Origin of the sequence: Nostoc favosum CHAB5714 (assembly GCF_020829495.1) — a bacterium.
Classification (GTDB): Bacteria; Cyanobacteriota; Cyanobacteriia; order Cyanobacteriales; family Nostocaceae; genus Nostoc; species Nostoc favosum.
Genome location: NZ_JAIVFQ010000014.1, coordinates 1 through 12,807 on the forward strand (window position 1 = coordinate 1; position 12,807 = coordinate 12,807).

14 protein-coding genes and 1 pseudogene are annotated in these 12,807 nt (G+C 42.9%); 11 read left to right on the forward strand and 4 right to left on the reverse strand.

Features of this window, described 5'->3' with window-relative positions; all coding sequences use genetic code 11:
* Window positions 1-469 precede the first annotated feature (469 nt).
* The 5 genes from LC586_RS12065 to LC586_RS12085 all read left to right on the forward strand — a co-directional run bounded on the left by LC586_RS12065 (window position 470) and on the right by LC586_RS12085 (window position 3,903).
* Entirely contained in the window at window positions 470-844 is a 375-nt protein-coding gene (locus LC586_RS12065) for a hypothetical protein (protein WP_229484775.1), read from the forward strand.
* A 112-nt stretch (window positions 845-956) separates the two neighbouring features.
* The gene (locus tag LC586_RS12070; protein ID WP_229484776.1) at window positions 957-1,181 is read left to right on the forward strand and encodes a hypothetical protein; all 225 of its coding nucleotides are present in this window, start codon (window positions 957-959) and stop codon (window positions 1,179-1,181) included.
* A 48-nt stretch (window positions 1,182-1,229) separates the two neighbouring features.
* On the forward strand, window positions 1,230-1,430 hold the full coding sequence (locus LC586_RS12075) for a hypothetical protein (protein WP_229484777.1): 201 nt from the start codon (window positions 1,230-1,232) through the stop codon (window positions 1,428-1,430).
* A gap of 233 nt (window positions 1,431-1,663) precedes the next feature.
* Window positions 1,664-2,194 (forward strand): DnaB-like helicase N-terminal domain-containing protein, encoded by a 531-nt coding sequence (locus LC586_RS12080; protein WP_229484778.1) that lies wholly within the window; start codon window positions 1,664-1,666, stop codon window positions 2,192-2,194.
* A 32-nt stretch (window positions 2,195-2,226) separates the two neighbouring features.
* A complete protein-coding gene (locus LC586_RS12085; protein WP_229484779.1) occupies window positions 2,227-3,903 on the forward strand; it encodes an AAA family ATPase in 1,677 nt (558 codons plus the stop codon).
* On the opposite strand, the gene LC586_RS12090 is transcribed toward LC586_RS12085, so the two are convergent.
* Together LC586_RS12090 and LC586_RS12095 are read right to left on the reverse strand one after the other, a co-directional pair.
* Window positions 3,904-4,332 carry a hypothetical protein gene (locus tag LC586_RS12090; RefSeq protein WP_229484780.1) on the reverse strand — a complete coding sequence of 143 codons (429 nt, stop codon included), beginning with the start codon at window positions 4,330-4,332 and terminating at the stop codon, window positions 3,904-3,906.
* Between the two features lie 109 nt (window positions 4,333-4,441).
* Window positions 4,442-5,023 carry a tyrosine-type recombinase/integrase gene (locus LC586_RS12095; RefSeq protein ID WP_229484781.1) on the reverse strand — a complete coding sequence of 194 codons (582 nt, stop codon included), beginning with the start codon at window positions 5,021-5,023 and terminating at the stop codon, window positions 4,442-4,444.
* Between the two features lie 217 nt (window positions 5,024-5,240).
* Between LC586_RS12095 and LC586_RS12100 the strand changes: the two genes are divergently transcribed.
* From LC586_RS12100 to LC586_RS40405, 6 genes are all read left to right on the forward strand, one after another.
* On the forward strand, window positions 5,241-5,576 hold the full coding sequence (locus tag LC586_RS12100; RefSeq protein ID WP_229484782.1) for a hypothetical protein: 336 nt from the start codon (window positions 5,241-5,243) through the stop codon (window positions 5,574-5,576).
* Window positions 5,577-5,578: 2 nt separating this feature from the next.
* Window positions 5,579-5,938, forward strand: coding sequence for a hypothetical protein (locus LC586_RS12105; RefSeq protein ID WP_229484783.1), 360 nt, complete (start codon window positions 5,579-5,581; stop codon window positions 5,936-5,938).
* 85 nt (window positions 5,939-6,023) lie between these two features.
* Window positions 6,024-7,181, forward strand: a complete 1,158-nt coding sequence (locus tag LC586_RS12110) for a LamG domain-containing protein (RefSeq protein WP_229484784.1) — start codon at window positions 6,024-6,026, stop codon at window positions 7,179-7,181.
* A gap of 23 nt (window positions 7,182-7,204) precedes the next feature.
* On the forward strand, window positions 7,205-7,762 hold the full coding sequence (locus tag LC586_RS12115) for a hypothetical protein (RefSeq protein WP_229484785.1): 558 nt from the start codon (window positions 7,205-7,207) through the stop codon (window positions 7,760-7,762).
* Complete coding sequence (locus tag LC586_RS12120) at window positions 7,763-8,071, forward strand: DUF433 domain-containing protein (protein WP_229484786.1); 309 nt, start codon at window positions 7,763-7,765, stop codon at window positions 8,069-8,071.
* On the forward strand, window positions 8,068-8,247 hold the full coding sequence (locus tag LC586_RS40405) for a PIN-like domain-containing protein (RefSeq protein WP_229484787.1): 180 nt from the start codon (window positions 8,068-8,070) through the stop codon (window positions 8,245-8,247). The genes LC586_RS12120 and LC586_RS40405 overlap by 4 nt, the downstream gene beginning before the upstream one ends.
* A 499-nt stretch (window positions 8,248-8,746) precedes the next feature.
* On the opposite strand, the gene LC586_RS12130 is transcribed toward LC586_RS40405, so the two are convergent.
* Window positions 8,747-10,474 (reverse strand): Rqc2 family fibronectin-binding protein, encoded by a 1,728-nt coding sequence (locus tag LC586_RS12130; RefSeq protein WP_229484788.1) that lies wholly within the window; start codon window positions 10,472-10,474, stop codon window positions 8,747-8,749.
* Between the two features lie 995 nt (window positions 10,475-11,469).
* Window positions 11,470-12,702 (reverse strand): annotated as a pseudogene (locus LC586_RS12135) (glycosyltransferase family 4 protein); the annotation flags it as partial.
* Between the last annotated feature and the right edge of the window lie 105 nt (window positions 12,703-12,807).

Consider the following 12,807-nt stretch of genomic DNA (forward strand, 5'->3'; position numbering starts at 1 on the left):
ACTCCCATCTTCGACCGGGTTGACCCACCACTCAGTCCACTCTGGATCGTTAGAAGTGAAATGTATTTTAGGCATTGGTACAATCTCCTTAAGATAAAATTCCATTGTTTTATGAAGGCGATCGCTCTGTTGGACGGTAGTTGGTCGCCTTTTTACTTACTCAACTCCTCAGCAGGTCTTTCATTTGCGTTACCGCTACAGGCTGCTATCTCTGTCTGTTTGGGAGTTAGTTATCGGTCATTGAGCATCAGGTACAGGGTGTTTCCGCGCAAGGACAAGGCGCGGGGGAAAAGCTCCGGTTGCAACGCAAAGGGTTAGGCGTTGGGGAGGTTTGTATGGTGCAAAATTATTTTGCACGTGCTAGTATCTTTTAATAGTTATTGCACGTGCAATAATAGAAGTCAAGCATATTTTTATAAAGCACGTGCAGAATCATCCTTTTAGCACGTGCAATAATTTAGGGGTTGCTATGCCTATAACAGATGACAGAAGAAACCACGACAGAGAAAAAGACGATCAATGCAACAGTAAGAATGTCGGCTCAAGATTGGGAATCCTTGAAGGACAAAGCCTCTCAATTAGGCATGAATCGGACACAGTTTTTTATTCAAATAGCGAGGGGAGAAATAAAACTGGATCATGGGCTTCTCTTGGAGGACAAGCAACTATTGGGGGAATTCATCGTAGGCTGAAAGAATTACATGAAGCCTGCCTAACTGTAATTGACTCTCAGCAAAAGCAGCTTGAAAACAGCCTACATGAGAGGAAGCAACTAACAGCAGAAATCGAAGATTTATACACCCTGTTAGGTGAAGCCTTACAAGATATACCAAATAAAGAATAAAGCCGTTTACCTATTCGGGTAGACGGCTTTATTCGTGGCTATCGCCTCACTTCAAACCGGAGTGCGATCGCCACGAAGATTTGATTGACCAAACCACCAACAAATAAAACCAATGATCAGAGCTAAATTCACCTGTCAACAAAATACCCTCGACCACGAAACTCAGATAGCAACAGTTATCCTCGCCCCAGTAACCACCAACCCACCTAATGAAGAAAACCTAACTTTCTGGGAAGCGACACCAGCCGGTAACATTACACTCCAAATCACCAACCCAGCCGCGTGGTCTCAATTCTCTGTTGGGACTAGCTATTACGTTGACTTCACTGCTGCGTGAAAAAGAAAGTGCGATCGCTCTTGCCCAATAACTAATGACCAATGCCCAATGACCAAACCAACATACGAAAAATTCAGCGAACTAGTAGGTAAAACAGACCTCGAAATGTATCGATTGGGTTGGACAGAAGACCAAGGTCGAGAGCACTTGTGGAAATACTACGGAGTGCGATCGCGCCTTCAACTGACCGAAGAGGAGTTGGATAACTTTCTCCTTTACCTGCAACTTTGCGATACCCCAATCTCCTAGCTAATCAAAGAAAACTGAACTGTTCAAATTACCAAGGATGTTTTAATAGTAACTAGGCAATTCATCACACGTAAAAAAAACTCACCAATTTAGACATTGGTGAATCAAACGCAAAAAATATCAGTAAAAAAAATGAACAAACACTTACGAAGATTAATCGGTAAAATATCCGTTCTTTTCTCATACTCTACCACATTAAATAATTCAAAACTAGCTAATCGGGGGACAGAGCAATGATAGTAATCCCCTATACATACACTGAAGAACCAAACTTTAAGCCTGATAATAACAGGCTGCCACCATGCAATACAGAAGCCGAAGAATTGGTACTAGGTGGAATATTCCTTGATCCAAATGCTATCTATCAAGTTAAAGACAGATTAAGACCAGAACACTTTTATATCGGCGCACACAAGGATATTTACCAAGCCTGTCTTAGTGTTTGTAAAAAAGGACTACCAACAGGCGGCCCATCGGGCTTGCTGCATGTTACTAGCTGGCTATCAGACCATGATTTGCTAGCAAGAATTGGTGGCAGGAATAAGTTAGCTACTCTTGTTGACAGAACAGTTAGTGCCGTCAACATCGATAGTTTGGCTGGATTAATTATCATAAATGCCAATCGCCGAGAAGTAATTAGAACTGCTAATGAACTTGAATATTTAGCTTACGATACACAGACAGAATGGACAGATATCTGTGTAGCATTTGAGAATAAAACCTTGAAGAGGAAGTCGGCACACAGGGAAGAAAATGGCTCTTAGGCGGAATCCTTGCACAGGCAACCACAGCGCTAGTGATTGCCGATGGTGGCGTTGGTAAAACCAAGTGGCTTTATGATTTACTCCACTGCATCGCCTCTGGCAAGAACTGGAATGGCTTTCCTGCTACTGCCGATAGCCGGCGCGTTTTGATTTACCAAGGGGACGAGTCAAAGCACGATATGCTCCAGGCGCTCAATAAGCGCGGCTTTAGACCAGGGACAGAAGTTCGTCAAAGGACAGCAGTTAGGTTTGGCTGGAATACAGATGCAATGCCGATATTGTATGAAGACGCTGCTGAATTTCAACCTGCGATCGTAATGATTGACTCCCTAACGTTCGCCAACCGCTACTCCCTTTACGACGAAAACAGAACAGAATATTCTCGCTGCGTCCTGGAGCTAAACAAGTTTGCGGCTGAAACCGGGATAACTGTAGTCATCATTCACCACACCAACAAAAACGGAGGGTCTAGGGGGACAACATCAATTAGAAACGCCGTCTCCGAAGTTATCAAACTTGAGAAAGACACCAACCCCAACGCCAACCCCCAGGAGAAAATTCTCACCATTGAAAAATCGCGATCGCGTCGATTCCCTGCAAGCTATCGACTGTTCTTCAATGAAGAAGATTTTAGTTTCTCTCTGTTAGAGGAAGTTGGTCAAGAATTAGGCTCACCAGACAACTCCACCAAAGACCGGATCATCAAATTCTTGCAGGAACACGCCAATATCAAGTATGAAGCTGAGGAAGTAGCCCACTACATCAGTACCAGCCCTGCGAACGCCAGACGCTGTTTATTGCAATTAGCCAGAGACGGGATAGTAACTCTTGATGAGAAAAGCTTTCGTGGTACAAGCAAGTTGTACTACATTGCACGGGAGTCCGAAGATTGTAGTACAGAAAATCCGTTACCAAGCGTAACAATTGAATCGTCTCCGTGGCACAACTCTGAAAACGGCTCAAAAGCTTGTCAGAAAAACGAAATTCTCCAGTCTAGCGAAGTGTATAATTTCGATTGCACAACCCTGCACAACTATATGCACAACTCCGATGCACAACTACTTAACATTAGCGTAAGCCATGTAGAGGAAGTATCTCAGCCGAGTGACAAAGGAGTTGTGCATCTAAGTATGCTAGAAAACGAGAAAAAACCGGAATTACAAATAGAGGAAAAAACTCAAATTAATCATGCACAACTGCACAACTCCGTTATCATTCCTGAAAACGATTGCCTGACAAGCACTTCAGAGGGCGATGAAGTTGTGCAAGGAGTTGTGCATGAGGTTGTGCATGAGATTTGCAACGGCGATTGCGATCGCCTCGATGACAACAGCGACATACTACAAAGCCTGCCCCCATCTCCCCTAAAACGAGATAATTTTCAGGAAAAGGGTATTTACTGGTCGCCGCGACTCAATAACCAAGTAATGGTGTGGAAGCTTTTTAAATCCCTGCCAGAAGCCGAAGTCTACCAGGCTGGGAATCCTACAGATAAAATTCGGGTGAAATTGTCTGAACTTTACCCCCTGCCAGAGTTCAAGGTTAGTGAAGAGGTGGCAGTCTTGGATGAACACAAGAAATTCAAAGACAGAGTATTCACAATTAGTGCAGTTCACTCAGGTGGTATCTGGATTGAGGGGAAAACCAGGGCAGGTACTGACTGTTATGGCCCCTTCCAGCCAAGTCAACTTAGAAAATTGAGTGGCTAATTATAGTGCGGCAGAGTGCGATCGACAAGTATCGTGTAGCTTGCCGCCGTAGGCATCGATGTCCAAAGCGGCTGGATTCTCTTGCACAAGCTTTTGAAACTTTCGCAGTTCGTCCCAAGCGCGGGTGCTGATGTCGAGTTGCTTCGAGTTCTGGTTAGGGTGGTAATTGAGCCGTTTGTATTCGATGTAGCGAGTGATAGCCTCAATGATGATTTCGGCTGTATTGCCGTGTGATACGGCAATTCCAGCGTCTAGCGCTTTGGCATATTCCATAATTTCATCAGCAAGGGCAACTGGGACTCTAATCGTTTTAAATTCTCTGCTGCGCCAGGTGCTACCAGTCCCCCATGTGGTGCTAGTCCGTCCTCCCTTGTTCATCATCAAAATCCTGTATTGCCGTGTGATACGGCAATCATAGCGTGAAGGCATAAAAATCGCTATCGCGCTCATAAGCCAAAGCGCGATCGCGAAAGCTAATGTGTTATCAACCAGGTCTAGAGTATTCGCCTCAGATGCGGTTTGTCGAAGAAATTGGGGTTCATAGAGTAGCGATCGCGCCTTTCAACTGGTCAGCGCCGATATCGATATAACGTTCTAAAGACTTGATGTCTTTATGTCCGGTAAGTCGTTTAATCGTTGCCAAACTGATACCGTTATTGTGCAGGTTGGTAACAAAACTTCTCCGAGTGCTGTGAGTGCTAACACCCTTGCTTGCTAGTCCCGCTTTCTCAACAGCACTAGTGAGGATATCGTAAGCATTACGCAAGCAAGTATGTTTTTCAAAGTCTCGACCAGGAAAAAGCCAAATACTATCTTTGTCTGGCTTGTAATACCCCAGTTGCTCACGTAGTAAATCGTGAATCGGAATTTGTCGAGTTTCGCTATTTCCGTCTGGATCTTTCTTTCGGGTAGTAGCCCTGAAAGTGATTTCTGAATATGGCTTACCATCAGGATCGTAAACATCTGAGACTTTCAGTTGAATTAAAGCTCCCCAACGTTCGCCGGTATACCACCCCAAAGCGAAAAGGATTTTGTACTTTTCACTTACGATTTGTCTGCGGATTTTAGAGTATTCATCATTGGACAGTGTGGCAGCTTGTCCACTTCTGTTATTTTTCATATCTTGAACCAACTTTTAGATATTCCACTTTTACTTTGGCTAATGGTAAAAGTGGAATTTACTTTATATCTGCTCCGAGCAAATATAGGCTCTATTGTATTGCCAGGAATACTTTGGCGGAATCCGTGAATACTCCAGTTTTACATAAAACTGGAATATTTACATAATTTTTAATCAGTCATACAACGGATTATATTCACTTCACTAATCCGCTTTTATGGCAGAACCGACCTTAATTCAAGTATTTGGATTTAATGCGACCCAGGACGCTACGACACTGACAATTAGTAAAGCTGATTTGGTGGCAGTTGGACTAACAGCCAGCGCCAATAACACGGCTGAATCTCTGTTGTTAGCCATTATTTTGAAATTTAAAGCAGTGCTTACCGACACGGCACGCGATACCAATGTGGATCAAAGTGTTGCAGTAGTCGAAGGTTTTAGCCCTTCTATTGCCACGCGCAACAATACAATTTATCTGAGAAATACCATCTCTGTAGAAGTTGACAAAATGTTGACTGGTGCAGATGTAATTGACCCAGACGATTATTAAACATGCTTGCACTAACTCTTCAAGACCTATTTGGTGTTAATGCTATCCAGACCGCCGACGAATTGATTATCAAAAAATCTGACTTATCGGTACTCGGTATGACTGCCACAACAAATAATCGTGCCCAACAATTGGTGGTAGCAATTTTACTAAAGGCACTTGAAAACTTTCAAGGAATTCTGACAGACGAAAACAATACCCCGATTACAGACGAAAACAATATCGCCATTGACTACGATAATAGAAATCTCTGGGAATCATTGGAGATGTTTCAATGGCGATTTTATATTCCTGATAGCTACACAGATAGAGTGCGGAATGAAATAATTGTACATCACTACGAAAGTCATTCTTTATCTTAATTAAGTTGACAGATTAAGATAAGATTACAGATTTATTAATGAAAATGATTTCAAGCATTAACAGATTTCAGATGACTGCAATTTTATGCAAATTAAGTCACTTGGTATAGAAAAAATTACTTCTGATGATACTGATTTAATCCCTATACAGGAAAGTGGTGGAATAACACGCCACATTAGTAGAGGTAATTTTCTGACAGAGCTTACCAGCGCCATTGCTACTAATAGCGCTAATATTGCCAGCAACATTAGCGCGATCCTTAATCTTATCGCTCGGATAACAACACTAGAATCACTTAATACTGGTAATGGAGGTACATCAGTTGTACCGTGGGCGATAGTTTCTGCCGATTACTCTCCCGCCATCAACACGAAAGCAATTTTGTCTGGATCTGCTGTTTTTACTGTTACGCTGCCAACGACATTTGGAGATATTGAAATCTACAATAATGCTCCCGTTGATGTATTAGTTTCATTAACAAAATTCAAGGGAGTTTCCTATGCCACTGCATTAAAATTTAATCCAGGGTACACAAGGCTGCTTTGGGTAGATAGCACTACAGGATGGTATGCATTAAGCAATTCATTACGACTTGCAAATGACGATTATTTTAGCTTCGTTGCTTTATTAATGCATTTCGACGGAGCTAATAACAGCACAACCTTTACGGAAGTAACAGGCAAGACAATCAGCACTTCCGGTAGCCCAATTATTAGCACTATAAGAAGCAAATTTGGCAATAGTTCTTTATACCTGAATGGAACTAATGCCGTGCTTGGGATAGCAAGAACAGCAATTGATTTACGCTCTTCTGTAAATCCTATTTGGACAATTGAATGCTGGATTTATCCATTGTCTCAAACGGGTAGTCGCGCAATTTTTACAACATACAATAACCCTGGAGGCGCACAATCGGGTGCTTTGATACTCGCAACCGACCGCATCGGCACGGACGCCGCTTTTGTGACATACGCTTTGCCTACAAATCAATGGCTACACTGGGCTGTTAATCGTGATTCATTCGGGGTAATTTCCTTGTACTTAAATGGAATACTCACTAAAACAATTACTGCCAATCCTACTTCTGGAGCCACTACTGGATACATCGGAGGATCTCCAGGAGACAATAATTATGGTTCGTCTTGGCTTAATGCCTATATAGATGATTTTAGGATCACGCTAGGGAAAGTGAGATATTCAGCAAACTTTACGCCACCACTAGATCCATTTTCTAATGCGTAAAAATTCTATCAAAAGGCTAGATTATGCAGCAATGTTATGGCTGGAAAGGTAAAGACGGGGGTGGTGTTGATGTCTGGTTTCTTGCGTGCGCCAGCAACCCAGGATGGACACCAAATCCTGTTTATGGAAATCGATATCATTTTCCTTCGGACAACGGGATTAATTTAGCACAATATGGTTTTGGCGCAACGCCTGGGACTATCACGCTATTAAATGAAGAGACTCTTGCAGACTGGCTAGATGGAGCGTCACCACAAGGGAGTTGCGATGCCTGTCTGCTAATTTTCAAAACTTATTGTGAAAATCGAAATCAAGCCAAAATTATTATTTCAGGGCAAGAATATCTCTTCCCCTCACCTCTAAAAGTTGCTTACAAAGATAAGACTTTGTATATCAAAAATAATACTGGGAACATGACTATAGGTGTGCCCGATGGTAACAGTTTTCAAGTTTCTTGCGACGAAGACTGCCCCGAAGGCTCTCACAAATGTACACATAATAAATATCCTGGGTATTGCTGTGTGCCTTGCAAGGAAATTGGCGATCGCCTGAAAAATCTTGCAAATAAAGTAGGTCGGTAAATGGCAGAAGTTTGCAAAGATATCGAACAAGGGCTAGCCGCGCTCAACCGCAAAATTGATGAACTTTTTCCCTTGACACGACTAACTGAAAGCTTGATGGAAAAAGAATCTCCTAAAACTTTAGTGATTGACCCTAGAATTTCATTTGGTCGTCCAGTATTAATCGGAACGGGAATCCCAACAGCAATTTTGGCAGAGCGATATAAAGCTGGTGAGTCGATTGATAATTTGGCTGATGATTATGGTTGCGATCGCCTCCAGGTTGAAGAAGCTATTCGATGTGAATTGTCTCTGTCTCAAGCAGCGTGAATAAAGCAGACAAGTCGATTTTCTTTATTGACAGAGCGTTAGGAAAGAAATATGTTGCAGATGCTCTACGTAGTGTGGGTGCAAACGTGGAAGTTCATGCAGACCACTTTTTGCCTGATGCACCAGATATAGAATGGTTGCCAGAAGTACCTTATAAGCCAATACAGTTCAGTTAAGCATTTTTTCTTCTCTTTCTTCTCTTCCTTTTCTTCCTTCTCTTCGAGACGCTGCGCGAACGTGTCCTTTGCGTTCTTTGCGGTTCGTTAAAAAAATTCACTTTGACAAAGAGTAAAGCCTTAACCCAAGCGTATTGCCTTATAAGCACTTAAAAAACAAAAAGACCAGCCTCCCACAGCTGGTCTATAAAATGTTTGTTTTTTTGCGTTGTCTTCTCAAGAGAGTTAAAACCCAATTGCGCGTTCCCAAAATGCAACGGGCAACTTTTCTTAACAATATTGTAACAGTCAACACAGATTTTTCGTGAAACTTCATCAAAAAAGATAGGAGCAAAGTTTAAAAGCTTCTATCTATCAGGATAATTCAGCAAATCGCAGGGTAGAAAAAGAGTCGAGTAGAGGAGCAGGGGGAGCAGGGGAAGCAGGGGAAGAATTCTTAATTTTTGACTAATGACAAATGACTAATACTTCGGCTCCGCTCAGTACAAGTGACTAATGACTAATGACTAATGACCATTTGTGGTTTTCCCCAGAGGATGCTTTCCTGCTTGTAAATTGCAATTCCCGGTTTTGCTCCTTTGGGTTTGTAGACGTGTTTTAGCTGAGTGTAAACTACTGGCACTTGATCGCTCTGACGGGCGCGACTGTAGTAGGCGGCAAGATTAGCTACAAATTGCAAATCAACTTCTTCTGCAACAGCACCGGGTTCTAGACGTAGTAGCAGATGGCTCCCTGGAATTTCTTGAGCGTGGAACCATAAGTCATAATCCCCAGCTACACGAAAGGTCAATTGGTCATTCTGGCGATTGTTGCGACCGATTAATACTTCAAAGCCGTTAGGGGTAAGGTAACGATGAAAGTTGGTGCTGGGGGGTTCATTGGCACTGCGACTGCGATATTCTGGATCTTCTAAATACTTTTGTCCAATCAACTCTTCGCGGATTTCTTCTAAAGCTCGCAAATCTTCTGCTGTTTGGTAGGTGTCTATCTGAGCGATTGCAGCTTCTACTTGTTCTAAATACTCAATTTCTGTCTGCACTTCTAATAGTAGCGGTTCCACGGCAGCACGAGCGCGTTTGAGCTTTTGGTGCTGTTTGTAAAGACTTTGGGCATTTTGGACGGCATTTTTATCTGGCTGAAGGGCGATCGCTACTGGCAAATTTGTATCAAAATCAGCAAGGATAATTTCTTTCATCCCCGGTTCCCAGTTTTGCAAATGAGCCATCAATAAATCAGCTTTTTGCCGATACTCATCAGCTTGATCTGATTGCTGCAAGCGCGTCTTAAAGGTTTGAGCTTTATTCCGTAATTTCGCCAGAATATTATTCAATTTCTGACTCAACTGATGGCGCAATTGAGAAAATAACTGTTGGTCAATTTGGTTACTGTAGTAGCGGTTGAGTAACTCCTGGATATCTTTGACCTTTTCAACTGCACCCCAACCCATTACGGTGTAGCCATCTTTTGTCCAAGCGGGTTGAAACTCACTGGAATCCAAAGCTTGCAACCATTCTTGCCAACGTTCAAATAGCCGTCGCCAGTCGTCGGGGTTGAGAGTATCGGTGGATGTTTCTGGTGCGATATTTGCTTCTAGCAGCATTAATTCCAGTAGTGCGGCACTCAAGCCGCTATAACTTTTGAGCAATTGCCGCTTGATTGCTCCTGGCACTAAACTTACCCGTTCTTGCCAACGTTCTTGGGATTCGTTCAAACTGGGGACAGTCCCAGTCAGTTTCGGTGGTGTTTCATAAGGTTGTCCGGTTTGGATGGGACGGACACTAGATTGTTGCTGACTGACTTGATGAGCAGCAGTGATAATTATATTGTTGGCGTCGGTGAGAATGACGTTGCTATACTTGCCCATGATTTCTGCATAGACATGATATAGGGCGGTTTCTCCAGGACGACGGGCAAATTGCAAATCAATAACACGCTCCCAAGGGGCGATCGCTTCAATAGCTACTAGTGCTAAACCATTCAATTGGTGTATCAGTTGTTGGCTAAAGGTAAAGGTATCTGGCGATCGCGGTGGTGGATCGCCGATACAAATATGTGCAGCTTGGGGATGCCAAGAAATTTGTAGCCAATCTCGCTGTTTCAGGGTGCGTAATGCCATAGCAATCGTGTAGCGATCGCGCTGGTAAACCTGTTCTAAGCGTGATGGTAGCCAGTTAGCGCGGATTTCGCTACAAGCAGCTGTGAGAGTGGTAAAGTCAACTGGTTGCAAAGCGATTAGTTGTTAACATTCAAATGGTGGCGATCGCTATGCTTTTATCTTCGTTTAGTCAAAGCATAGCAGACCTCAACTATCATAGCGGTTACTTGGTTTGGTGATAGCTGCCAATAAAAAAACGCAGAAATTTATTTATCATTAGATAGACTTTTGCGCTTAGGTGACAAGTGAGTTTTTTATACAGTTTGTTTTTGGTGAAGAGTTTTCCTCGCTCAAGCGATCGCTGCCAAAGTTAAACCCAAAGTACTATCAGTAGTTATAACTGCTTTAATTTGATCAGCAAGACTGGACTGTGTAGGTAGCCTTACCCCCGAACCCGAAGGGCTTGCCACAGGGTAGGACACAAAGAAACAAAGAAGTTAAAAGGGTTTGACGCAGCCTCACCAATAAATGGTATAAGTTATATCATGTCCGTTCAAATAACCGTCATTGCGACCGAAGGGAAGCAATCCCAAAAACGCAAGTGAATTGCGTCGTTTCACTTCGTTTTACTCGCAATGACATATTAAGGGTGATTTGCCGGACATCATATTATATCTTGCACATGCCCACTTTCCCGCCAGAGAATAAATTCTCTGGCTAATAGCGCAAGTCCACTTAAGTGGACTCTAATCCTTATTGAGTCTTCTTTAGAAGAATGCAATAGTAGCCTCAGAATTCATTCTGAGGCGGTTGTTGGGACTGGTACTCTGAGCTAAGTAATTTGCATTAATTAAACTAATAATGGAAATCACTCAGCCTAGAGGAATATTTAGAAGAAATGATTGAGTAATGGTGAGTGACGACTAGAAAAATAAAATTATTGCTTACTTCCAAGTTACCCATTCACCATTATCTGTCAAGCAAGAGAATTATTTAGCAACCAAAACTGGCTGTTTTGCTGTTGACTGCACTAATTCGACTGTTGACTCCACTAGTTCTTTTGCTGTTGACTGCACTAATTCGGCTGTTGACTCGATTAGTTCTTTTGCTGTTGAGGCTACTGTTTGTGGCTGTAACAGTTGGGTGTAAAGTTCACTCAGTTGATGTGCTACGCCATCCCAGCTAAACTTACTTTCGACACGCTTTCTACCAGCTTTACCCAATTCGTCTCGCCACTCTGGATTTAAGAGAATTCGGTCGATGGCAGATGCAAAGGCATCTACATCTTGCGGTGGTGCCAATAAACCAGTTTCTTCATTAACTACAGTAAACTGAAGTCCTCCGACATCACTTGCTACCACTGGTGTACCGCTTGCCATCGCTTCGATCGCTACCAGTCCAAAGGGTTCGTAGTGACTGGGAACAACGCAAACATCGGCAGCTGCGTAATAAGTTGGCAAAATATCTTGACTCAGACGACCAGCAAAAGTGGTAAAGTCACTCATCCCCAATTCATCGACGATTTGCTCAATGCGATCGCGTTCTATGCCGTCGCTGTTACCTGGAGTACTACCACCACCAATAATTAGCTGGAGATTCTTGGAGTCGCGTAGCCCAGACTCGTTTACTGCACGCACCAAGGTTTCTATCCCTTTGCGTGGGTCAAAACGTCCTACATATAATACAACTTTGGCATCTTTCTCAATTCCCAATTCAGTCCTGGCTGCTTCTCGTGCAATCGAGCCAAAGCGCTGAATATCTGTACCGCAGGGAATGATGTCGATATTGCCTTTAGTGGAAACTAGCGATCGCATGTGTTGCTGTTCTTGCGGACTTGTCGCCACAATTCGCTCTGCTTTTTCCAACACCTCTTTTTCCACTGCTAATCGCACACTTGCAATCTGAGGAATATTATCTATAGTGTTATACTTGACCGCTCCTAAAGAGTGGTAGGTGTGAACCTGTTTACTATGTTGGATTTTCTTTAACTGCATCCCCACCCAACTAGAGAGCCAATAGTTAGTGTGAACTAACTCGTATTTAATGCCATTTTTTACTTGAAATTTGAGGAAATTATCCACAAATTCTGGCAGAAATTCAAAAATCTCATCTCGCGGCACAAACTCAAGGGGGCCAGCTTTTAAACGAATAGTGCGGCAATTGTCGCTGTGTTCAACAATCGAGTCTTGCTCCAGACTCACTTTGCGAGTAAACATATCAACTTGCCATCCCAGGTGCGCTAGTGCTTCACCCACGTTACGCACATAAACATTTTGTCCCCCAGCTTCTTCTTTCCCTATTTCAATCGCCGGGTCTCCGTGGACGGAAATCAAGGCGATACGTTTTTCGGTGGTATTCATAGTTTGTGTGTTGCTGATTTTAACAAAGTTTTAAGCTGTTCCAAACTCGTGTATAGCACACTTGCCCGAATTGTTTAGGAACTTTGATTAATATTGATTTTAATT

What these genes read in the sequence shown, in the direction of transcription:
- LC586_RS12065 (WP_229484775.1), top strand. Translation starts at nt 470, where the DNA reads ATGCCTATAACAGATGACAGAAGAAACCACGACAGAGAAAAAGACGAT.
- LC586_RS12070 (WP_229484776.1), top strand. Translation starts at nt 957, where the DNA reads ATGATCAGAGCTAAATTCACCTGTCAACAAAATACCCTCGACCACGAA.
- LC586_RS12075 (WP_229484777.1), top strand. Translation starts at nt 1,230, where the DNA reads ATGACCAAACCAACATACGAAAAATTCAGCGAACTAGTAGGTAAAACA.
- LC586_RS12080 (WP_229484778.1), top strand. Translation starts at nt 1,664, where the DNA reads ATGATAGTAATCCCCTATACATACACTGAAGAACCAAACTTTAAGCCT.
- LC586_RS12090 (WP_229484780.1), bottom strand. Translation starts at nt 4,332, where the DNA reads ATGCCTTCACGCTATGATTGCCGTATCACACGGCAATACAGGATTTTG.
- LC586_RS12095 (WP_229484781.1), bottom strand. Translation starts at nt 5,023, where the DNA reads ATGAAAAATAACAGAAGTGGACAAGCTGCCACACTGTCCAATGATGAA.
- LC586_RS12100 (WP_229484782.1), top strand. Translation starts at nt 5,241, where the DNA reads ATGGCAGAACCGACCTTAATTCAAGTATTTGGATTTAATGCGACCCAG.
- LC586_RS12105 (WP_229484783.1), top strand. Translation starts at nt 5,579, where the DNA reads ATGCTTGCACTAACTCTTCAAGACCTATTTGGTGTTAATGCTATCCAG.
- LC586_RS12110 (WP_229484784.1), top strand. Translation starts at nt 6,024, where the DNA reads ATGCAAATTAAGTCACTTGGTATAGAAAAAATTACTTCTGATGATACT.
- LC586_RS12115 (WP_229484785.1), top strand. Translation starts at nt 7,205, where the DNA reads ATGCAGCAATGTTATGGCTGGAAAGGTAAAGACGGGGGTGGTGTTGAT.
- LC586_RS12120 (WP_229484786.1), top strand. Translation starts at nt 7,763, where the DNA reads ATGGCAGAAGTTTGCAAAGATATCGAACAAGGGCTAGCCGCGCTCAAC.